Annotated in this window: 14 protein-coding genes, 3 rRNA genes and 1 pseudogene; 8 read left to right on the top strand and 10 right to left on the bottom strand. The window is 60.3% G+C overall.

The window, feature by feature from the left end; translation table 11 throughout:
• Positions 1-199: 199 nt before the first annotated feature.
• Together LFL96_RS05995 and rlmJ are read left to right on the top strand one after the other, a co-directional pair.
• On the top strand, positions 200-1171 hold the full coding sequence (locus LFL96_RS05995) for an aldo/keto reductase (RefSeq protein WP_280999140.1): 972 nt from the start codon (positions 200-202) through the stop codon (positions 1169-1171).
• A 384-nt stretch (positions 1172-1555) separates the two neighbouring features.
• On the top strand, positions 1556-2401 hold the full coding sequence (rlmJ, locus tag LFL96_RS05990; protein WP_280999138.1) for a 23S rRNA (adenine(2030)-N(6))-methyltransferase RlmJ: 846 nt from the start codon (positions 1556-1558) through the stop codon (positions 2399-2401).
• A gap of 45 nt (positions 2402-2446) precedes the next feature.
• Here the strand turns inward: rlmJ and LFL96_RS05985 are convergent, their stop codons facing one another.
• From LFL96_RS05985 to cueR, 3 genes are all read right to left on the bottom strand, one after another.
• Positions 2447-2887: a hypothetical protein gene (locus LFL96_RS05985; RefSeq protein ID WP_280999136.1), complete on the bottom strand. Its 441-nt coding sequence runs from the start codon at positions 2885-2887 to the stop codon at positions 2447-2449.
• Positions 2888-3147: 260 nt separating this feature from the next.
• Complete coding sequence (locus LFL96_RS05980) at positions 3148-3294, bottom strand: DUF3563 family protein (RefSeq protein ID WP_081935903.1); 147 nt, start codon at positions 3292-3294, stop codon at positions 3148-3150.
• Positions 3295-3600: 306 nt separating this feature from the next.
• A complete protein-coding gene (gene cueR / locus LFL96_RS05975; RefSeq protein ID WP_280999133.1) occupies positions 3601-4032 on the bottom strand; it encodes a Cu(I)-responsive transcriptional regulator in 432 nt (143 codons plus the stop codon).
• A gap of 124 nt (positions 4033-4156) precedes the next feature.
• On the opposite strand from cueR, the gene LFL96_RS05970 reads away from it, so the two are divergent.
• Together LFL96_RS05970 and LFL96_RS05965 are read left to right on the top strand one after the other, a co-directional pair.
• Positions 4157-4396, top strand: a complete 240-nt coding sequence (locus tag LFL96_RS05970; protein WP_280999131.1) for a cation transporter — start codon at positions 4157-4159, stop codon at positions 4394-4396.
• 13 nt (positions 4397-4409) lie between these two features.
• Positions 4410-5366 (top strand): SDR family oxidoreductase, encoded by a 957-nt coding sequence (locus LFL96_RS05965; protein ID WP_280999130.1) that lies wholly within the window; start codon positions 4410-4412, stop codon positions 5364-5366.
• Here the strand turns inward: LFL96_RS05965 and LFL96_RS05960 are convergent.
• The 3 genes from LFL96_RS05960 to imuA are packed head-to-tail and all read right to left on the bottom strand — an operon-like array spanning position 5360 to position 10961.
• On the bottom strand, positions 5360-8833 hold the full coding sequence (locus tag LFL96_RS05960) for an error-prone DNA polymerase (RefSeq protein WP_280999128.1): 3474 nt from the start codon (positions 8831-8833) through the stop codon (positions 5360-5362). The genes LFL96_RS05965 and LFL96_RS05960 overlap by 7 nt on opposite strands.
• Positions 8834-8839: 6 nt before the next feature.
• Positions 8840-10324 carry a DNA polymerase Y family protein gene (locus tag LFL96_RS05955; protein ID WP_280999126.1) on the bottom strand — a complete coding sequence of 495 codons (1485 nt, stop codon included), beginning with the start codon at positions 10322-10324 and terminating at the stop codon, positions 8840-8842.
• On the bottom strand, positions 10254-10961 hold the full coding sequence (imuA, locus tag LFL96_RS05950; RefSeq protein ID WP_280999124.1) for a translesion DNA synthesis-associated protein ImuA: 708 nt from the start codon (positions 10959-10961) through the stop codon (positions 10254-10256). The genes LFL96_RS05955 and imuA overlap by 71 nt, the downstream gene beginning before the upstream one ends.
• 116 nt (positions 10962-11077) lie before the next feature.
• Between imuA and LFL96_RS05945 the strand changes: the two are divergent.
• A pseudogene (locus LFL96_RS05945) lies at positions 11078-11252 on the top strand (lipocalin family protein); the annotation flags it as partial.
• 205 nt (positions 11253-11457) lie between these two features.
• Here the strand turns inward: LFL96_RS05945 and rrf are convergent.
• The 4 genes from rrf to LFL96_RS05925 all read right to left on the bottom strand — a co-directional run bounded on the left by rrf (position 11458) and on the right by LFL96_RS05925 (position 18159).
• Positions 11458-11571: ribosomal RNA gene (gene rrf, locus LFL96_RS05940) — 5S ribosomal RNA — on the bottom strand.
• A 215-nt stretch (positions 11572-11786) separates the two neighbouring features.
• Positions 11787-14666: ribosomal RNA gene (locus LFL96_RS05935) — 23S ribosomal RNA — on the bottom strand.
• A gap of 387 nt (positions 14667-15053) precedes the next feature.
• Positions 15054-16584: ribosomal RNA gene (locus LFL96_RS05930) — 16S ribosomal RNA — on the bottom strand.
• The 16S, 23S and 5S rRNA genes sit together here, the layout of an rRNA operon.
• Before the next feature lie 459 nt (positions 16585-17043).
• Positions 17044-18159, bottom strand: coding sequence for an AI-2E family transporter (locus LFL96_RS05925; protein WP_280999123.1), 1116 nt, complete (start codon positions 18157-18159; stop codon positions 17044-17046).
• Positions 18160-18430: 271 nt separating this feature from the next.
• Between LFL96_RS05925 and LFL96_RS05920 the strand changes: the two genes are divergently transcribed.
• The 3 genes from LFL96_RS05920 to LFL96_RS05910 all read left to right on the top strand — a co-directional run bounded on the left by LFL96_RS05920 (position 18431) and on the right by LFL96_RS05910 (position 21589).
• Positions 18431-19645, top strand: coding sequence for a DUF2863 family protein (locus LFL96_RS05920; protein ID WP_280999121.1), 1215 nt, complete (start codon positions 18431-18433; stop codon positions 19643-19645).
• A 237-nt stretch (positions 19646-19882) separates the two neighbouring features.
• Entirely contained in the window at positions 19883-20794 is a 912-nt protein-coding gene (locus tag LFL96_RS05915) for a response regulator transcription factor (protein ID WP_280999119.1), read from the top strand.
• Between the two features lie 120 nt (positions 20795-20914).
• Complete coding sequence (locus LFL96_RS05910) at positions 20915-21589, top strand: energy-coupling factor ABC transporter permease (protein WP_281000584.1); 675 nt, start codon at positions 20915-20917, stop codon at positions 21587-21589.
• The last annotated feature ends 49 nt before the right edge of the window (positions 21590-21638 follow it).

Genomic DNA, 21638 nt, shown 5'->3' with positions numbered 1-21638 from the left:
AGCAATGAGACCACGGACCGCGGGCGGCGTGAAGTCAGCCAAACGGCATAGGCCATCCGGCTGAATGCTGCACTGCGGCCAACGCTGCTATTGTGCATGAAGCGTGTGAACTACACCGGTAAAACGCACATCGAAACTTCTCTCGTTAAACTGGATGTTTCGGCGGCCTTCCTGCGGCCTCGTCTACAAGGAGCAACGCATGAATTATCGACGTCTGGGCCGCTCAGGCCTGCAAGTCAGCGAACTGTCCATCGGCTCATGGGTCACGTACGGCAATCAGGTCGATCATGGCGCGGCGCGCGAATCGCTCGCCGCGGCGCGTGACGCCGGCGTCAATTTCTTCGACAACGCCGAGGTGTATGCCGGCGGCAAGTCGGAGGAAATCATGGGTCAGGCGCTCAAGGAACTGGCATGGCCGCGCGTGAGCTATGTGGTGTCGACGAAATTCTTCTGGGGACTTGCGGAAGAGCCGAATCAATACCACACGCTGAACCGCAAATATCTGCTGAACGCGATCGACGCGTCGCTCAAGAGGCTACAACTCGATTATGTCGATCTGGTGTTCTGTCATCGTCCCGACCCGAACACGCCGGTCGAGGAAACCGTGTGGGCGATGAGCGATATGATCGCGCGCGGCAAGGCGCTGTACTGGGGCACGTCCGAATGGAGCGCCGACGAGATCCGCGCGGCCTACGAGATTGCCGAGCGGCATCATCTTCACAAACCCGTGATGGAACAGCCGCAGTACAACCTGTTTCATCGCAAGCGCGTCGAACAGGAATACAGGCGGCTTTACGAGGACATCGGTCTCGGCCTGACCACGTGGAGTCCGCTCGCTTCCGGCCTGCTTACCGGTAAGTATCGCGACGGCGTGCCGTCCGGTAGCCGCGCGCAATTGCAGGGCTACGACTGGCTGCGCAAACAGTTGACCGACTCGGGCAGGAACGATGTGGTCGGCAAGCTCGGCGAAGTGGCCGATGAACTGAATTGCACGGTCGGGCAACTGGCGATCGCGTGGATTCTGAAGAATCCCAACGTGAGTACGGTGATTACGGGCGCGTCGCGGGTCGAGCAGATTGGCGAAAACATGCAGTCCGCCGAGGTGGCCGAGCGCATCACGCCCGAGATCAAACAGAAGATCGAAGAGATCATCGGCGACGCGTACGATTGAGCGGGCCGGCGGCAACGCGACGGTTGGTAGGTAATCCACGATGCAGCGGATGGCGCGGGTGGATTGAAATACGTCGCGTTGCATGCGTGGGCCGCGTCGTGCCGTGCCGTGAAATACGCGGTCACGCGGAGCGAAGCGTTACCGCGCTCGGCGTTTGGCACGGTACAGGCCGCGGCGTCGCGTACAATACGCGGCCGCGTTGCGCGTCGGCGCTCATTGTCCGCCGCGCAGCCTTGCATTTCAGCGGTATCGCAGCGGTATTGCAGCGGTATTGCAGCCGCGTTTTTCTGCTGCAGCGTTTTGCAGCCGCGTTTGCCGCCATCCGCACCCGCAGCGCCGGAACCGGCTTCGGCCCGGCACGCCCTCTTTCAGCGTCTCCTCATCATGCTCAGCTATCGACACGCCTTCCATGCAGGCAATCACGCCGACGTTCTGAAACACGCCGTCGTGTTGCAGCTTCTGCGCTATCTCGGCCAGAAGGACAAAGCCTACTGGTATATCGACACGCACGCGGGCGCGGGCGTCTACTCGCTGAAGGAAGGCTACGCGACCAAAACGGGCGAATTCGAGACCGGCATCGCCAGAATCTGGGAACGCAACGATCTGCCGCCGATCTTCGCCGATTACGTCGATGAAGTCGCCGCGCTGAATCCGGACGGTCAACTACGCTACTACCCCGGCTCGCCGTACATTGCATGGCGGCAGTTGCGCGAACAGGATCGGTTGCGTCTGTTCGAACTGCACACCACCGAAATCGACGTGCTGCGCCACAACTTTCGCGATGCCGGCCGCCGCGCAATGCTGTACGCCGGCGACGGCTTCGACGGCATCATCGCGTTGCTGCCGCCGGCGCCGCGCCGGGCGCTGGTGCTGCTCGATCCGTCGTATGAAGACAAGCGCGATTACCTGCGCACGATCCGTTGCGTCGAAGAAAGTCTGAAGCGTTTTCCGACCGGCATGTACGCGGTCTGGTATCCGCAGGTGCGGCGCCCCGAGTCGCAGCGCTTTCCCGAGCAGTTGAAAAAGCTTCAGGAGCGCAACTGGCTGCATGTGAGTCTGACGGTGAGCAATCCGCCGGAAGACGGTTTCGGACTGTTCGGCAGCGGCATGTTCATTCTGAACCCGCCGTATACGCTGGCGAAGTCGCTGAAGGATCAGATGCCGTGGCTGGTGAAGGCGCTTGGCGTGGATAAGGCCGCGCAGTTCAAGGTCGAGTATCGCGGCGATTGAGTTCGCGCGCCGCGTCGCACTGCCCCACGCGAGCGCTGACGGGGCTTACTGCGAGCGCTGAACGGGTCGCGGCTGCGGCCTCGGCGGCTGCGATGTGCCGCCGCCGGTAGGCAGTTCGATATAAGGCGCAACGACGTAGGGCGTCGACGAGTTCGGCGCGAGTTCGGCAGGCGCTGCGATCGACTGCGCGCCGACGATCGGCTGGTGCGAGAACGGCGCGGTTTGCAGGACGGTACCGCTTTGACCGTCGCTGATGCCGTTCTGCGAATCGAGAATCAGCGGTTTGCGCGCCGCACTTTCGGCGCTTTCCGTGCTTTCCGCGTGCTTCGTGTTCCTCGTGCTCTTGGCACTTTTCGTTCGCTTTGTGGTGCTCTTCGTATCCTTCGCGCTGGACGTGGCGTAGGCACTTGATTCGGCCCACGCTGTCGTCAGCGAAACCGCAACGATCATGGCGAAGATGGATTTGAGCGAACGGGCGGTAGACATGGAACGGACCGGTTAGGTTTGAAGACGTCTTCGTTGGCGGTAGATCATCAATCGGATAACAGGCTGCGCCGCAAACGTCTTACCTTACCGCGCAGTGCAGCGTCAGGCTAGTCGAGATTCGCCATGAGCACGCCATACCGGCCGTCTCGTGAGATTTTCCAGGCTCCAGATGTGACAAAGCCCCGTCAATACGGGGCTCAACACTTACTGCGATGGCTGCGCAATCAGGCGCTGCCGGTCAAACGTGAAGCGGGTGCAGCTTACAGCGAATAACCATTGGTTTCGAGCGTACGGATGCGTTGCTCAAGCTGAACGATATCCGACGACGATGCCAGGTAGGCTTCACGGCGGTTACGTTCCGCAGCTTCAAACCAGGTGCTCAGCTTTTCAAGAATGTATGCAAACATGATGTTCTCCAAGGATCAGATTGAATCCCCGGTGCACGTTTCATCAGGGATTTCCCGTAAAAGGGTTAACCCGAATTATAGCCCTCCGGTGCAACCTGACCAATGAAATGCCCGCATGACGTGCATTCCGCTTTGGAATGGTGCACGACAACGGTGCAATTAAGTCTTTGATTTTTTTGCTTTCGACGCAAAATTCAGCTCAGTTCAAATCGCACCCTCGTTTTTTTTGCACCTTTTATGTGCAAACTGAACATGGGTTGCACCTGCGCAACCACTTCGGTTGCTCCGAGGTCGTATCCGCACCGTTTACGCCTCTTCTATCGGGTGACACCCGTGCCCTGTCACCACATCCGTGTCGGCCAATCTCTCGATAATCGGACAGTCCGGCCGGTCGTCGCCATGGCAGTGATCGGCGAGATGCGCCAACGTGTCGCGCATGTCGGTGAGTTCCGCGATACGGCGATCGAGTTCCGCGACATGCTCCAGCGCGATCGCCTTCACTTCGGCACTGGCGCGCGAGCGGTCGTGCCACAGTGCCAGCAACCGGCGGATGTCTTCGACCAGGAAGCCGAGTCGGCGCGCCTGACGGATAAAGCGCAGCGAATGAACCTCCTGCGGGCCGTAAACCCGATAGCCGGCGCTCGTGCGCGCCTTCGCCATCAGTAAGCCAACGCTCTCGTAATAGCGGATCATTTTCGCCGTGACGCCCGACGCGCGGGCCGCTTCGCCGATATTCATGAGTGTTCCCCCAAAGATCTGGGTCGATCGTACACCTTCCTACGATGGGAAGGTCAGCCACTCGGGAACGGATCGACAGGCATAATCCGGCTATTGCCCTGATCACTTTTCGGAGACTTTCACGATGACCATCGAACTTCAGGTTGAAGGCATGAGCTGCCAGCACTGCGTCGCGGCGGTGACCAACGCAATCCGCGAACACGACGATGCCGCGCAGGTTCGGGTGGATCTGACCTCGGGGTGCGTCGTGGTCGAATCGGCGCAGTCGCTCGACTCGCTGAAGGCGGCCATCGACGAGGCGGGTTATACGGTCAAGGCGGCCAGCAACTCGGACGGCGGCGCGCCCAGCGCGTCGCTCGGCTAAGCGGGCTCGCCTCATGTTCAAGGTAGCCGTGATCGGCGCGTCCGGATTGCTCGGCCGCGCGCTCGTCGACGAACTCGCGCGCGAGCCCGCCTGGCAAGTCGTCGCCACGACATTCAGCCGCCCGGCGCAAAACACGCTCACGCTGGATATCCGCGACGCGCAGGCGGTCGAGCAATTCGTCGAGCGCGAAGCGCCGGACGCGCTCGTGATCGCCGCGGCGGAACGCCGCCCGGACGTGTGCGAGCACAACCCGGCGCTGGCCCACGCATTGAACGTCGATGCGGTGCGCACATTGGCCACCGCAGCCGGCCGGCGCGGTGCATGGACGCTGTCGATTTCCACCGACTACGTCTTCGACGGCGCGCATCCCACCTACCGGCACGACGCCACGCCGTCGCCGATCAACGCATATGGCCGCAGCAAACTCGAAGGCGAACGCGCGCTGCTGGAGGCGACCGGACTCGGCTGCGTGCTGCGCTTGCCGCTGCTGTATGGACCGATCGTCGATTGGACGGAGTCGGCGGTGACGAGTCTGGTGCCGGCGATCGTTGCGTCTGCATCGACATCGGCATCGACATCTGCATCCGCGGCGCCGCAGGTCAAGCCCGCCGTGATGGATGCCTGGGCGATCCGCTATCCGACCTTCACGCCGGACGTCGCGTTCGTGATCCGCCAGATGCTCACGCGTCACGCGCGTGGCGAGGCGATTCGCGGCATCGTGCAATGGTCGGGCGACGAGCCGATGACCAAGTACGAAATCGCGCTGCGTCTCGCTAAAGCCTTGCAGGTCGACGCCCGTTTGACGCCGCAGTACACGCCGGCCGATGCGACACCGCGTCCGCATAACTGCCATCTCGCCTCGACGCAACTCGAAGCGCTCGGCATCGGCCGGCGCACGCCGTTCGATGCAGGTATCCGCCAGGTGTTGACGGCATTTCCGTGGCGCGGGGATGGGACGCATCGTCAATGAAAATCGCGGCTCGTCGTCGCGAGTTCGCCTAGCCATTCGCTGAGGTCCTCGAGACGATGGGCAACGAGATGAATCACCTCGCCTTGATTCTTCCGTTTCGCGTTGCCTGTCTGCCCGCCGCGCTCCGGGCGTCTCGCGCCCCGCTCTTTTTCCGCGGCACGCCCCGCGGCATTCGCCGCCCGCCTCTCGCGTTCAGCGGAATGCGCGGGATCATTCCCCGTCGCGACACCGTCGTCCCGCTGCAAAACCCCGTACACCGCCAGCAACGACGCCCCCAGCAACACCTTGCGCTGCTTCTCCACCAGCGACGGCCAGACGATCACATTCACGGCCCCCGTCTCGTCTTCAAGCGACACGAATACCGTGCCGTTCGCCGTCCCCGGCCGTTGCCGCACGGTGACGATGCCGCACACGCGTGCCAGCATGCCGTGCCGACAGTTGGCGAGTTCGGCGGCCGGACGAAACCTTTGCGCGGCCAGTCGCCCGCGCAGCAACGCAAGCGGATGGCGATTGAGCGTGAGGCCGATGCTCGCGTAATCGTCGACGATCTCGCGACTCTCGGAGGCGTGCGGCAGTGCAAGCGGCGCTTCGTCGATCGGCGCGTCGCGCAGCAGGCGGGGCACCGTGTGCTGCGCGGTCACGGCCCACCACGCCTCGCGCCGATGCCCTGCGATGTTGACCAGTGCATTGGCCGCGGCCAGCGCGGCGAGATCGCGCCGCGTCAAGGCCGCGCGCCGCGCCAGATCGTCGACGCCGGTAAACGGCGCGTCGCGGCGAGCCGCCATGATGCGTTCGGCGGCGTCCTGCGCGAGTCCCTTGATCAGATGCAAACCGATGCGCACCGCGGGACCGCGCGCGCCATACGTATTCGACGGCTGATACACGCGCCCGCTCATGCGCTGCGCCGCGCGGCGCACCGTCCGGCTCAGCGTCAGATGACGCGGCGCCAACTCGCGCAAGCGCCGCGCGGATAACTCGGCATACTGACGCTGCAGGCCGGTCTCTTCCGCTGAAATACGCCGCCCTTCGTGGCCGCGACGCTCGAACGTCGACTCCCAATCGCTGAACGTCACATCCGGCGGCAACACCTGGACGCCGTGGCGTTTCGCGTCCTGCACCAGTTGCGACGGCGAATAGAAACCCATCGGCTGACTGTTCAGCAAAGCCGCCAGAAAAGCCGCCGGTTCGTAACGCTTGAGCCACGCGCTCAGATAGACGAGCAACGCGAAACTCGCCGCATGACTTTCCGGAAAACCATATTCACCGAAGCCCTCGATCTGTTTGCAGATGCGATCGATGAACGGCTTCTCATAACCACGCGCCGACATGCGATCGCTCAGATCCTGCTGATACTTCGCGAGGTTGCCGCTGCGCCGCCATGCGGCCATCGCGCGACGCAACTGGTCGGCCTGTTCGCCGGTATATTCCGCCGCGACCATCGCCAGATGCATGACCTGCTCCTGGAAAATCGGCACGCCGAGCGTGCGCTCGAGCACGGGCTTCAGCTCCTCCTTCGCATAGTCGACCGGTTCGAGACCTTGCTTGCGGCGCAGATACGGATGCACCATGCCGCCTTGAATCGGACCGGGCCGCACGATCGCCACCTCGATGACCAGGTCGTAGTATTGATTCGGCTTCAGGCGTGGCAGCATGCTTTGCTGTGCACGCGACTCGATCTGGAACACGCCAATCGTATCGGCGTGTCCGCACATTTCGTAGACGGCGCGATCTTCACGCGGAATGTCCTGCATCCGGAAACGCGGAAAGCCGCGCCTCAGCGCGACGAATTCCAGCGCGCGCCGAATGGCCGACAACATGCCGAGCGCCAGCACATCGACTTTCAGCAGCTTGAGCGCGTCGATGTCGTCCTTGTCCCATTCGATCACGCTGCGGTCTTTCATCGTCGCGTTCTCGATCGGTACGAGCCGCGACAGCTTGTCCTTCGCGATCACGAAGCCGCCGACGTGTTGCGACAGATGACGCGGAAACGCGCGCAACTCCTTCGTGAGACGAATCAGATTGCGCGTGATGTGCGAGTTGATGTCGAAGCCCGCTTCCGCCAGCTGCGTAGCGATCGCGTCGGGGCCGTCCCACCACTGCTGCGATTTGCTGATCCGCTCGATCAACGACGCGTCGAGCCCCAGCGCCTTGCCGACGTCCCGCAGCGCACTGCGCGCGTGATACGTGATCAGCGACGCAGCCAGCGCCGCGCGATGCCGGCCGTACTTCGCGTAGATATACTGGATCACCTCTTCGCGACGCTGATGCTCGAAGTCGACGTCGATATCCGGCGGCTCTTTACGCTCGCGGCTGAGAAACCGCTCGAACAGCATGTTGATTCGCGCCGGGTCCACCTCGGTAATGCCGAGGCAATAGCACACGACCGAGTTGGCGGCCGACCCTCGCCCCTGACACAGAATGTTCTGACTACGCGCAAATTTAACGATGTCGTAGACAGTCAGAAAATACGGCTCGTATTGCAGTTCCGCGATCAATTTCAGTTCGCGTTCGATCTGTGTCTGGACGTTATCCGGGATTCCCGCGGAAAAACGGTGCTGCGCGCCGCTATACGTCTCCTGCCGCAAATACGAAGTGGGGGTATGGCCTGCCGGCACGAGCTCGTCAGGATATTCGTACTTGAGTTCATCGAGAGAAAACGCACAGCGTGCCACTACGTCGATCGTCTCGCTCAACGTTTGATCGGGGTAAAGATTCGCGATGCGCAGCCGCGAACGCAAATGCTGCTCGGCATTCGGCGCGAGTTCGTAGCCGCATTCGTTCAGCGGCTTGCCGGCGCGGATCGCCGTCATCGTGTCCTGTAGCGGCTTGCGCGAACGGACGTGCATCACGACGTTGCCCAACGCGACGACGGGCATGTTCTGCTGCCCCGCGACATATTCGACCGCGCCGCGATGAATGTCATCCATTGCACGCTGATGCAACACCAGACCCACCCATGCCCGCCCGGGAAAAGTCTCGCCGAGCCACTCGATTTGCGCGTCGAGTATCTCTTCCTGCGCGGGAAAGGCCGGCACCAGAATCGCAAGACAATCGGGCATGCCGCGCAGATGCGCGTTGTCCCGGTCCGGCCGTGACAGGTCCTGCGGCGTCAACCGGTATTCGCCTTTTGGCGCGCGGGTCCGCGCAAGCGTGATCAGCTCAGACAGATTGCCGTAGCCCTCACGGTTCTGCGCAAGAAGAATCAGTTCGAATGCGGGCGAGCCATCCGCGTTGCGCAAGCGGAAGTACGAGCCGATGACAAGGGGCAGCTCCACCTCCTTCGCTGCGACATGCGCACGCACGACGCCCGCAAGCGAACATTCATCCGTGACGGCCAGTGCCGAGTAGCCGAGTTGCTTCGCGCGCTCGACGAGTTCCTGCGCGTGCGACGCGCCGTGTAGAAACGTGAAGTTGGAAAAGCAGAACAGTTCGGCATACGCCGGCAGCGTGGTGAAGGTCGTTTCCATGGCGCGTCATCCGAACAGACCGTGAAGAAACCAGCGCGGCTCTTCCTCGACATCGCGGCTGCTGATCCTCTCGCGATAGATCCAGTAGCAACTGCGGTCGTCGGCCTGCGCGACGAAGTAATCGCGCGTGACGAGTTCGCCGTCGAACCAGCCGGCTTCGATGCGCTCGGCCGGCGACATTATCCGCAGCGGCGAACCGTAAAACGGCCGATGTCGACGCATCAGCAGACGCACAGGCGTGGCCAGCATCCACGTCGGCCTCGGCAGGCTGTCGGGCAGCCTGATCTTCTTCGTGGCCTGACTGACCGGCACCCAGCGGTTGGCGATCTCGGGACGGTAATCCGCGATCGGTGCGGGACGCAGCACGTTTTCGTCTCCAACACGCGCAATCAAGAGTTCGATCAAGCGAGCGAGATCCTCGGGCGTTCCGCCGGGCTCGGGAAACAGATTGTCCGAAACCGGTTCGACCGGATCGACTTTCGCTGAATCAAGGCGCAACGCAATGGCCGGCGCCGCAAGCTCCACGCGATGCAGTCGCTCTTTCAGAAGACGTAGCAAATGCTCTTCGCGCCACGCAGGCTCAGCAAGCGCGATGTCGATCACCGTGGGCGCAATGGCCTGCCTGCCCCGTTCGTGTTCGATGGACAGCCTGATTGCGGATACCGCCAACTGCTTCGCGCAAAGCCAGCCACAGAGCTGCACGATCAGACGATGCGCGGCGAACAATGCCCCGTCCGCGTGTTCGAGACGGTCCGGCAACTCGATATGCGCGGAAAAAGTGGGGGGAAGTTCGAGCCAGTCGTACAGTTCAGGCGCGGTGCCAAAAGCGCGATCCAGCGAATCCAGCAGATGCTCGCCGCAGCGGCGCTGCAGTCCGGCGCGTGGCAGACGGCGTACGTCGGCGATCGTCTTGCAACCCAGTCCATCAAACAGGTCCGCGAACAGGCGAATTTCGGGCACCGCGAACATGGGCAACGACAACAGCGCGCGTTCTAGCGAAGCCAGTTTCAATACACGCTGCACACCCGATCGACTCGCGTACTGCTTCGCCAATAGCCACGCGCCCTGGCCGGTTGGGGCTGCGCTGAGGTTCGCGGTCAGGCCGACCGTGGCAAGCAGCGCCCTCACCTGCCGGCAAAGCGACAACAGGCCGCCGAAAAGCCGCAGGCTTGCGCCGACTTCGACGATGATCGTGGCCTCGTCGAGCAGCGCGACATTGGGCGAAAACTTCATCAACGACATGCCGACTTCGCATTGCGCCGCGGTCTCGCGTGCGAGATCGCGCTCGTACAAGACGGTTTCGGGCGATAGCGTCATCACTCCACCGCGCTTCATGCCCGGCTGTACGCCGGCCACCCGTGCCGCGCGGTCCGCGATGACGACCTTGTCTTTCTCGAATACCACGCTACCGTGCGCCAGTTCAGACAACCACTTGGGCCGGAAGACTTCGAGAGACAACTTCGGCAGGTAGACGGCGAGGAAGACGCGCATGGTGGGAAAACAGAACTGGAGTGGGTTGAAGAGAAATCGACAGAGGTTCTGCGCGTGTTGGACCTCGTCGTTTCACGATCTCGACCATCAGGCCATCTGCCGCTGGTCTCAGCGCCAGTCGCAGTACGGCCGGCGAGGAATCTTGAGCCGCCGTCAATGGCCGCACCATGACAAACAGCGTCCCGGATGACTGGGCGGCCAGATGCAAACGCCGTAGCGATGACGCTTTCGCGTGTTGTGCCCAGAGAATGAGCGCATCACAGCTTCCTGCTCGCAGAATCTGTTCAGCGGACCAAAACGCGTCGGCCGATCCAGCCGTCTTGATTTGCAACAGACGATCGAGCGACAGCCCTATGTAGGCCAACCCTAGTCCGTCTGGGATATGAGGTGGCTGGAGCAACGCGACCGGCCGAGCAGTTAACGCACTGAGCGCAGGCCGCAAAAGCCGCATTTCGCCGACGCCTGCTTGCTGAACCAGCAGATCGACCAGTACGCCAACCGGCCAGCCACCGCCTGGCAATTCCGTCGACAGCACGGGGTAGCCTGTATCCACCGTACGCTCCCCCCCACCCGCGAGCTGAGAAGCTCGCCAAAGCGATGGGTGGATATCTTCGGTATGGATAGCAGCGGCTGACATTTAGTGCGATCGAATACTGTATATGCATACAGCACTTTACACTTAAACGGTCGATCGCAATCTGGCTCTTTTTAACCGCTTGTTCGATCTGACAGGCTTCGATTCGCGCGTGACGAATGAATGATCAGGAACTCGACTCGCGGCAATCGACTGGTGCGCGTGTACTGGGAGGGTGTGGTGTACTTGGAGGGAGCGGTACGCGTAAGCCGGAATGGCGCGGATGTGGGACGGGCGTATCTGGAATTGACCGGTTATGCCGAGAGACTGTGGATCGGGGGCCCGGGGCCGTGAGGGCGGAGGTTTTCTGCAACCGGGGCTCGACGCTGGAGGTGGTCGCGTTGTTCTCTGCGTCGCCAGGGGCCGGTAATGGTTGCCGTCGTCGCGTGAGAACGGATACCCCCTGACTACATTCTGAAGTCGTGCTTTCAGGCGCGTAAACGCAGAAACCCCACCGTTGTAGGTGGGGTTTCTGTTTGCTGCAGTGTGCTGCTGGGGAGCCTGACGATTACCTACTTTCACACGGGCAATCCGCACTATCATCGGCGTGGAGTCGTTTCACGGTCCTGTTCGGGATGGGAAGGGGTGGTACCGACTCGCTATGGTCATCAGGCATGACTTGTTGCCGTGGCGCCTTTTGGGGCATCACGACCAATCCGGAAGAAGTAGTTTCTGATGATGTGACATCAGTGGCGGGGGTTGTGTTGTTTTATCTGGCACAACACTGATCTCAACCTGTGTGTGGTCTGCATAAGACCCTGCGCGTAGCGCAGGGTGGGGCATCCATAAGTGCTGAAGCACTAACGGCTGCCGACACACACCTGTTATAGGATCAAGCCTTACGGGCAATTAGTATCAGTTAGCTGAGCACATTACTGCGCTTACACACCTGACCTATCAACGTCCTGGTCTTGAACGACCCTTCAAGGGGCTCGAAGCCCCGGGGATATCTCATCTTAAGGCGAGTTTCCCGCTTAGATGCTTTCAGCGGTTATCTCTTCCGAACATAGCTACCCGGCGATGCCACTGGCGTGACAACCGGTACACCAGAGGTTCGTCCACTCCGGTCCTCTCGTACTAGGAGCAGCCCCCTTCAAATATCCAGCGCCCACGGCAGATAGGGACCAAACTGTCTCACGACGTTTTAAACCCAGCTCACGTACCTCTTTAAATGGCGAACAGCCATACCCTTGGGACCGGCTACAGCCCCAGGATGAGATGAGCCGACATCGAGGTGCCAAACACCGCCGTCGATATGAACTCTTGGGCGGTATCAGCCTGTTATCCCCAGAGTACCTTTTATCCGTTGAGCGATGGCCCTTCCATACAGAACCACCGGATCACTATGACCTGCTTTCGCACCTGCTCGACTTGTCGGTCTCGCAGTTAAGCACGCTTATGCCATTGCACTATCAGCACGATTTCCGACCGTACCTAGCGTACCTTCGTACTCCTCCGTTACACTTTGGGAGGAGACCGCCCCAGTCAAACTGCCTACCATGCACTGTCCCCGATCCGGATTACGGACCAAGGTTAGAACCTCAAACAAGCCAGGGTGGTATTTCAAGGTCGGCTCCACTGAAACTAGCGTTCCAGCTTCAAAGCCTCCCACCTATCCTACACAGACCGGTTCAAAGTCCAATGCAAAGCTACAGTAAAGGTTCATGGGGTCTTTCCGTCTAGCCGCGGGGAGATTGCATCATCACAAACACTTCAACTTCGCTGAGTCTCGGGAGGAGACAGTGTGGCCATCGTTACGCCATTCGTGCAGGTCGGAACTTACCCGACAAGGAATTTCGCTACCTTAGGACCGTTATAGTTACGGCCGCCGTTTACCGGGACTTCAATCAAGAGCTTGCACCCCATCATTTAATCTTCCGGCACCGGGCAGGCGTCACACCCTATACGTCCACTTTCGTGTTTGCAGAGTGCTGTGTTTTTATTAAACAGTCGCAGCCACCAGTTTATTGCAACCCCTTCACCCTCTGCGCGCAGGCGCATCAAGCTACAGGGGCGTACCTTATCCCGAAGTTACGGTACCAATTTGCCGAGTTCCTTCTCCCGAGTTCTCTCAAGCGCCTTAGAATACTCATCTCGCCCACCTGTGTCGGTTTGCGGTACGGTCTTGTTAGACTGAAGCTTAGAGGCTTTTCCTGGAACCACTTCCGATTGCTTCGTGACCTAGATCACTGGCCTCGCACCCTTGAATTCCGCGCCCGGATTTGCCAAAGCGCCTTCTCCAATGCAAGGACCGGGACTTCCAACACCCGGACAACCTTCCGCGATCCGTCCCCCCATCGCATCTAACAATGGTGCAGGAATATTAACCTGCTTCCCATCAGCTACGCATTTCTGCCTCGCCTTAGGGGCCGACTCACCCTACGCCGATGAACGTTGCGTAGGAAACCTTGGGCTTACGGCGAGGGGGCCTTTCACCCCCTTTATCGCTACTCATGTCAGCATTCGCACTTCCGATACCTCCAGCGCACTTTTCAATGCACCTTCGCAGGCTTACGGAACGCTCTCCTACCATGCACATAAATGTGCATCCGCAGCTTCGGTATATGGCTTAGCCCCGTTACATCTTCCGCGCAGGACGACTCGATCAGTGAGCTATTACGCTTTCTTTAAAGGATGGCTGCTTCTAAGCCAACCTCCTGACTGTTTTAGCCTTCCCACTTCGTTTCCCACTTAGCCATATTTGGGGACCTTAGCTGGCGGTCTGGGTTGTTTCCCTCTTGACACCGGACGTTAGCACCCGATGTCTGTCTCCCGTGATTGCACTCTTCGGTATTCGGAGTTTGCTATGGCGTAGTAATCCGCAATGGACCCCACAACCATGACAGTGCTCTACCCCCGAAGGTGATACACGAGGCACTACCTAAATAGTTTTCGGAGAGAACCAGCTATTTCCAGGTTTGTTTAGCCTTTCACCCCTATCCACAGCTCATCCCCTAACTTTTCAACGTTAGTGGGTTCGGACCTCCAGTACGTGTTACCGCACCTTCATCCTGGCCATGGATAGATCACCTGGTTTCGGGTCTACACCCAGCGACTGAATCGCCCTGTTCGGACTCGCTTTCGCTACGCCTGCCCTAATCGGTTAAGCTTGCCACTGAATGTAAGTCGCTGACCCATTATACAAAAGGTACGCCGTCACCCCTTACGAGGCTCCGACTGTTTGTATGCATGCGGTTTCAGGATCTATTTCACTCCCCTCCCGGGGTTCTTTTCGCCTTTCCCTCACGGTACTGGTTCACTATCGGTCGATCACGAGTATTTAGCCTTGGAGGATGGTCCCCCCATCTTCAGACAGGATTTCACGTGTCCCGCCCTACTTTCCGTACACCTAGTTCTTCCTCGCTGTTTTCGTCTACAGGGCTATCACCTGCTATGGCCGCACTTTCCAGAGCGTTCGACTAACAATGAAGATAAAGAGTACAGGCTGGTCCCATTTCGCTCGCCACTACTCTGGGAATCTCGGTTGATTTCTTTTCCTGCGGTTACTTAGATGTTTCAGTTCACCGCGTTCGCTTCGCGTAGCCTATGTATTCAGCTACGGATACTCCATAAGGAGTGGGTTTCCCCATTCGGATATCGGTGGATCAAAGCTCGTTTGCCAGCTCCCCACCGCTTTTCGCAGGCTACCGCGTCCTTCATCGCCTGTGATCGCCAAGGCATCCACCACATGCACTTGTTCGCTTGACCCTATAACGGGTGTGTCTTCGGCGCATTCACTCGGAACACGGCCTTCGCCACATCGTTACAGGTTGAGTATTCGTGTTGCGCCGTATTCCAAGGCGATCTTTCGATCACCTTTTCATACATTGATACAATCACAACCCTGATTCACCTACTCGCACACCCATCTCTAAGTATGCTTTCGTGAATCTCTTTACTACTTCTTCCTGATTGTTAAAGAACGACAGCCGATCGCGTGGTTGCTATAACCACGTCCCGCTCTGACTGGCTCAATCGCCAATGCGAAGTACTCTGCTCTTCACAGAACACTGCGCACTGAGGATTGTCCATCCAGACTGCTGCAATTCACAGCCGATAAGCGTGAGCGCTCAACGTTGAACACGTCAGCTCGAGAAAGGAGGTGATCCAGCCGCACCTTCCGATACGGCTACCTTGTTACGACTTCACCCCAGTCATGAATCCTACCGTGGTGACCGTCCTCCTTGCGGTTAGACTAGCCACTTCTGGTAAAACCCACTCCCATGGTGTGACGGGCGGTGTGTACAAGACCCGGGAACGTATTCACCGCGGCATGCTGATCCGCGATTACTAGCGATTCCAGCTTCACGCACTCGAGTTGCAGAGTGCGATCCGGACTACGATCGGTTTTCTGGGATTGGCTCCACCTCGCGGCTTGGCAACCCTCTGTTCCGACCATTGTATGACGTGTGAAGCCCTACCCATAAGGGCCATGAGGACTTGACGTCATCCCCACCTTCCTCCGGTTTGTCACCGGCAGTCTCCCTGGAGTGCTCTTGCGTAGCAACTAGGGACAAGGGTTGCGCTCGTTGCGGGACTTAACCCAACATCTCACGACACGAGCTGACGACAGCCATGCAGCACCTGTGTTATGGCTCCCTTTCGGGCACCCCCACCTCTCAGCAGGGTTCCATACATGTCAAGGGTAGGTAAGGTTTTTCGCGTTGCATCGAATTAATCCACATCATCCACCGCTTGTGCGGGTCCCCGTCAATTCCTTTGAGTTTTAATCTTGCGACCGTACTCCCCAGGCGGTCAACTTCACGCGTTAGCTACGTTACCAAGTCAATGAAGACCCGACAACTAGTTGACATCGTTTAGGGCGTGGACTACCAGGGTATCTAATCCTGTTTGCTCCCCACGCTTTCGTGCATGAGCGTCAGTATTGGCCCAGGGGGCTGCCTTCGCCATCGGTATTCCTCCACATCTCTACGCATTTCACTGCTACACGTGGAATTCTACCCCCCTCTGCCATACTCTAGCCCGCCAGTCACAAATGCAGTTCCCAGGTTAAGCCCGGGGATTTCACATCTGTCTTAGCGAACCGCCTGCGCACGCTTTACGCCCAGTAATTCCGATTAACGCTTGCACCCTACGTATTACCGCGGCTGCTGGCACGTAGTTAGCCGGTGCTTATTCTTCCGGTACCGTCATCCCACCACCATATTAGGGCGATGGTTTTCTTTCCGGACAAAAGTGCTTTACAACCCGAAGGCCTTCTTCACACACGCGGCATTGCTGGATCAGGGTTTCCCCCATTGTCCAAAATTCCCCACTGCTGCCTCCCGTAGGAGTCTGGGCCGTGTCTCAGTCCCAGTGTGGCTGGTCGTCCTCTCAGACCAGCTACAGATCGTCGCCTTGGTAGGCCTTTACCCCACCAACTAGCTAATCTGCCATCGGCCGCCCCTTGAGCGGGAGGTCCGAAGATCCCCCCCTTTCCTCCACAGAGCGTATGCGGTATTAATCCGGCTTTCGCCGGGCTATCCCCCACTCCAGGACACGTTCCGATGTATTACTCACCCGTTCGCCACTCGCCACCAGGATTGCTCCCGTGCTGCCGTTCGACTTGCATGTGTAAGGCATGCCGCCAGCGTTCAATCTGAGCCAGGATCAAACTCTTCAGTTCAAACCTGTTACTGTTTTTCGGGCTCTTTCGAACCCGGTCGCTCACTCAACGTACTGACGAATTGTTCGATCCATCTCTCGACGGTCAAACCTTCCTTTCATTACTGTGTGAGACTTGATACTTTTGCTTTACGCCAGACTCCGGAGAATCCGGCTCGCGTTCCGCATCAAGCGCCCACACTTATCGGCTGTTAATTTTTAAAGATCGTTCGCGGAAAGATTCAGGTGGCTTGCACCGCCCACTTCTTCCTGCGTCGCTGCATCAGCAGCAGAGAAACGAGATTATGAAGACTTTCCGCTGCGCCGTCAACAGGTTTTTGTTACTGACTGAACCTGTCGAAACCGCTGGAAGCCTTGCCATCACTGGCTTTCCCGCTCTCCGTGCCCCGCTGTCCGGAGCACGAAAGAGCGAGATTCTAGCGACCCAGGACGGGCCTTGCAAGCGTTATCTGGAATTTATTCAAGGCGCCTTTTTTATATGCACCGATTCGTCGACTAACGGTGCTTTCGCATCAGGCGCAAGCGCGCGGGCGGCCGGTGCGCCGATCGTCCAGTCGTGCAGAACGGTATAGGCGACCGCCAGCAACGTTGGCCCGATGAAGACGCCCAGGAAACCGAACGCAAACGCGCCGCCCAGAATGCCGAGCATCACGAGGATCAATGGCATGTCGCTGTTCTTGCCGATCAGGATCGGTTTGATGACGTTGTCGGACATACCGACCACCAGCACGCCCCAGACCACCAGGAAGATCGCCCAACCCGTCGCGCCACCGTGATACAGCCAGATCGCCGCGGGCAACCACACGACCACCGGGCCACCTGGAATGACCGAGAGGAAGAACGTAGCGAGCCCCAACAGCGCCGGTGCCGGCACGCCTGAAATCCAGCAGCCGAATCCAGCCAGAATCCCCTGCACGAGCGCCGTGCCCAGAATGCCGTACACCACGCCCTTCACGGTGCTGCCCGCCAGCGCCAGCAGATAGTCGGCACGCTCGCCGGCGATTCGTCGCATGCCGGCATTCAACCAGGCCGCGGCACCCTCGCCCCCCGTATAAAAGAAGAACGCGAGCACGATACTCAAGGCGAGCAGCCCCAACCCATGCGTTACCGCCAGCGCGGCGGCCAGAATCCATTTGCCGGCCGGCGCCGCGAGTGTATGCAATTGCGCGATCAACTCGGAGTTTCCGCTGGTCAGATGCCCCCAGAACGTTTCGATACTCGGACCGACCAGCGGCAAACCGCTTACCCAGGACGGCAAATCCGGCAACCCCGCCTCGAAAAGCCGCTGCACCAGCGCGACGATTTCATGCACATGCGCACCGAATGCAAAACCCGCATAGACGAACGGCCCAAGCACGACGATCAGAATGATGAACACGATCAACGTGGCAGCCCACTTGCGCCGTCCGCCGACAGCCGCGGTCAACCGCCGGTACAAGCCCCACGAGCTATAACTGAGAATGGCGCCCCACAGTAGCGCGGTCGTAAAAGGCGCGAGCACCAGCAGCGATCCGCCCACCAGAATAATCAACGCGAATACCGCGGCGAGACGTTCGATCAGTTGGTCCGATTTCACAATGAATCTCCAGTTGCGCCAGACCACGGCGACGCATGAACCCACACGTGTCAGCCAGCAGCTGAAAGCGATCAGTATAGGAGCGAGTCTTGCCTCCGGGGGCGTCTTATAACATCCGGCCAGGCCCATCGGCAAAGCGCTTTGCACGCTGCCGGGCAAACGGATTGCCGATCGGCAAACGACTATATTCGCCACGCATAATCAGTCAAAAGATATGGCGGCATGGAAACGACTAGAATATAAGGTTCTGTGCACACCAACTCTCGGATTTATGCGCTCGCGAATCGCCAAACGTCTCCCCCCCGATGCCGACAAGCTCGTCGGTCTCTCGCTCGCGCTTTTCGCGTCGGGCAGCCGAACCGAAGACCGCTTCTGGGAAGCGAAGCTCGACACGCTGCTGGCCAGGATCGTCCGCAATGCCAACCAGACCACGCTGGACGCCGCGCTCGATCATCTGCAGCAGAATCATCCCGATGCCTACGGCGCGCTCGCCGATATGGCGGAAACTCACAGCGAGTCGTTCATCGTCGAACACGAAGGCGTGCCTTATGAAGCGCTGCTGATCGCGGCGCCCGTGCTTGCGTGGACGCGCTACATGATCCCGTCCGGCCCGCTCAAGACCGATGCCGCCGACGCGCTGCGCGCGCATCTGCAGGCGCACGTGCTCGCGGCCAACACGCGCGTCGCGATGGCGCCGTTCCTGTACAGCATCGACCAGTTGCCGCGCCATCACGTCGAAACGTGGCGTCTGGCGCAGCAGCTCGCGCAGGGTGCAATGAGCGGCGGCAACGTCAAGCTCAATTTCGGCGACCTGCCGGAAACCTCGCCGATTCTGGCCGACCCGCGTTTCCTGCTGGCGGTGGTGGCGGCGCCGGTCGGCGAGGCGACCTTCCGCTGGCAGGAAGAGGAGCACGGCAGCCGGATCGAGCGTGGTCAGTGTCTCGAACAGTGGACCACGCAAGGCGGCGCCAATCTGTCGCTGGTGTTGCCGGGCTGCGAATTCGAATGCCTGCTGCCGGATGCCTACTACTCGGCCTGCCGCGACGCCGATGAGCGCGTACGTCCGCACACGGTGCGCACCGCCGTGCGTTATCTGTTCGACACGATCGGCGCGGCGCCGCAGGAATTGCGCGCGGTGGTCGCGGGCTTCGGCGAGCGTCGTATCGACGAGTATCGCGTCGGCTTCACGCGCCGCGGCAGCAACGACGTGATCTACGGCGTCGTGTGGCCGCTCTACGGCCGCGAGAACGGCGAGCCCGGCATCGACGAGGAACCGCAGGAAACCGCCGCGTCGGACGATCCGCTCGAGGAAATCGTCGCGCTGCTCAAGGACACCGGCGTGACCGATGTGCGCCGCCATGCCGGACGCTTCGAGCCTGAATATTGCGACGACTGCGGCGTACCGCTTTATGCGGATCCGCTCGGCGAAATCGTCCATGCCGAAATGCCGGAAGACGCGGAGCCCGCGCAGCCGCACTTCCACTGACGCTTCCGCGCCACCGCGGCCGCCACGGCAGACCGCCAACGAGATCGACGAACCCCGCCCTGCGCGGGGTTTTTTTACGTCGTCTGAGTTTTGCCTGAGTCTTCCTATGCCTTTTGGACAGGCCGTCAAATTGAAGGGAATTTGTCATCATAGTCACGGCGACGCATCGCAGTTCACCCGGCCGGTTTGCCGGGTGCGCGCATCGCGCCACCTCGCACGATTCATCTGGAGACATGCATGCGATTCTCGATTCTCAACTCAGACGCGGAACGGCGCGATGGGCTCAAAGTGCTGCTGCGGCAAATCGACCGGCTCGCCCGCTTTCACGAGGCGCACGACTGGCGTCAGGTCGAACGCGCGCTCAAGCGTCAACGGCTCGATCTGCTCGTGATCGACTGGGAAGACTGGATGTCGGTCGCCGATACCCGCCATCTGCTCAGCCACTATCCCGATCTGCGCATCGCGGTACTCACCGATCAGATCTCGCCAAGCCACGTGCGCGCGCTGATGGACGAAGGCGTGCTCGGCGTTGTCGCGCGCGAAACCGATCCGTGCCTGATCGTGCGCGCGTTCGAAATGGTGCTGCTGGGCGGCCATTACGTGCCGCCCGGCGCGCTGGCGCTGGACCCGCCGCTGCCGCCGGATCTCGTGATCCGTCCGTTCGACGTCAAGACGCCGCCGCCGCGCCGCGCCAAATTGTCCAGCGTGCTGTCGCCGCGCCAGGAGCAGATCATGCGTTGCGTTCACATGGGCAGCACCAACAAGATGATCGCGCGCACGCTCGGCATCAGCGAAGGCACCGTCAAGATTCACTTGACCAGCATATTCCAGCAACTCGGCGCGCCGAATCGCGCGGCGGCGGTCGCGCTGTACAACGGCTGGCTGTCGAGCCAGCTCGAAGTGCTGCGCCATAGCCGCGACGGCAGCGCGCGGCCGATCATGGGGCAGGCGAGCGTCGTGCCGTTGCGGCGCCGTCTGAGGCGGCGCTTCCAGTATGCGTTGCCCGCCAGCGACACTGCCGCTCCCCTGCCGATGGCCGCCGAACCTGCTGCGCCATACGGCGACGCGCCGCCGCCGGACCCGAACCCGAACCCGACCGCCAACCCGCCGCTACCACTACCCAGCCTGCCGGCACCCAGCTCCGCATGAACGCCTGAGCCGCGACGATGAGCGAGCCGGCCCGCGAACACATGCGTCCCGATTGCGTTCGCGCGCGCTGGCATGGAATCCGCTCACACCTTTTGTCATCCAACGAGTAATATGAGATACATGGGTTTCCTCTACACACCGCTTCCGTTCTGGGTCGCTGTCGGTGGCTGGATCGCCACTGCGATAGTGGTCGCGCTCGCGCTGTGGAAAAATCCTTTCAAACGACTTCAGGACGGCACCCTGCAGCACGTCTGGCTCGCGATCATCGTCGCGGTGTCGGTGCTGTGGGCAAGCAACGCGTGGCTCGACGACGGCACGGTCATGCATCTGCTCGGCGCGACGCTCGTCGTCACATTGTTCGACTGGGCGCTCGCGCTGATCGCCATGGCGGTCGTCACGGGGCTCGCGGCCGTCGTCTTCGACGCACCCTGGCAAGGCATCGCGTTGACGTTCCTCGTGTATGGCGCGTTGCCGGTCGGTATATCGACGCTGCTGCAACGGGCCAGCATCAGGTGGTTGCCGCGCAATCTCTTCATGTTCATCTTCGGCCAGGGTTTCGTGTCGCCGGCGATCGTCGTGTCGCTGACCGCCGCCGCGGCGCTTGGCATTCACATCACGCTCGCCGATGGCTCGCTGACCGTGGTGCCTGTCGGTTACGCGTTCAGCGTGCTGTTGCTCGCCACCGGCGAAGCCTGGTTCACGGGTATGTCGACCGCATTGATCGCCGTCTATCGTCCCGCGTGGGTCACCACGTACGACGTGCGCCGCTATCGTTTGGGCGGACCTCGCACCTGATCGCGTAGCGGCGCTCGACGGCAAAATATTTGTGTCAGGATTGAACTCC

The organism is Paraburkholderia sp. D15, assembly GCF_029910215.1.
Lineage (GTDB): Bacteria > Pseudomonadota > Gammaproteobacteria > Burkholderiales > Burkholderiaceae > Paraburkholderia.
The sequence above is the reverse complement of the archived record's forward strand: the minus strand, read 5'-3'. Positions and strand labels throughout refer to the sequence as shown.

Excerpts from the sequence above, each read along its gene's own strand:
- LFL96_RS05920 (WP_280999121.1), top strand. The coding sequence starts at position 18,431 with ATGCGCTCGCGAATCGCCAAACGTCTCCCCCCCGATGCCGACAAGCTC.
- cueR (WP_280999133.1), bottom strand. The coding sequence starts at position 4,032 with ATGAATATCGGCGAAGCGGCCCGCGCGTCGGGCGTCACGGCGAAAATG.
- LFL96_RS05910 (WP_281000584.1), top strand. The coding sequence starts at position 20,915 with ATGGGTTTCCTCTACACACCGCTTCCGTTCTGGGTCGCTGTCGGTGGC.
- rlmJ (WP_280999138.1), top strand. The coding sequence starts at position 1,556 with ATGCTCAGCTATCGACACGCCTTCCATGCAGGCAATCACGCCGACGTT.
- LFL96_RS05965 (WP_280999130.1), top strand. The coding sequence starts at position 4,410 with ATGTTCAAGGTAGCCGTGATCGGCGCGTCCGGATTGCTCGGCCGCGCG.
- LFL96_RS05995 (WP_280999140.1), top strand. The coding sequence starts at position 200 with ATGAATTATCGACGTCTGGGCCGCTCAGGCCTGCAAGTCAGCGAACTG.
- LFL96_RS05960 (WP_280999128.1), bottom strand. The coding sequence starts at position 8,833 with ATGGAAACGACCTTCACCACGCTGCCGGCGTATGCCGAACTGTTCTGC.
- LFL96_RS05985 (WP_280999136.1), bottom strand. The coding sequence starts at position 2,887 with ATGTCTACCGCCCGTTCGCTCAAATCCATCTTCGCCATGATCGTTGCG.
- LFL96_RS05980 (WP_081935903.1), bottom strand. The coding sequence starts at position 3,294 with ATGTTTGCATACATTCTTGAAAAGCTGAGCACCTGGTTTGAAGCTGCG.
- LFL96_RS05970 (WP_280999131.1), top strand. The coding sequence starts at position 4,157 with ATGACCATCGAACTTCAGGTTGAAGGCATGAGCTGCCAGCACTGCGTC.
- LFL96_RS05955 (WP_280999126.1), bottom strand. The coding sequence starts at position 10,324 with ATGCGCGTCTTCCTCGCCGTCTACCTGCCGAAGTTGTCTCTCGAAGTC.
- imuA (WP_280999124.1), bottom strand. The coding sequence starts at position 10,961 with ATGTCAGCCGCTGCTATCCATACCGAAGATATCCACCCATCGCTTTGG.
- LFL96_RS05915 (WP_280999119.1), top strand. The coding sequence starts at position 19,883 with ATGCGATTCTCGATTCTCAACTCAGACGCGGAACGGCGCGATGGGCTC.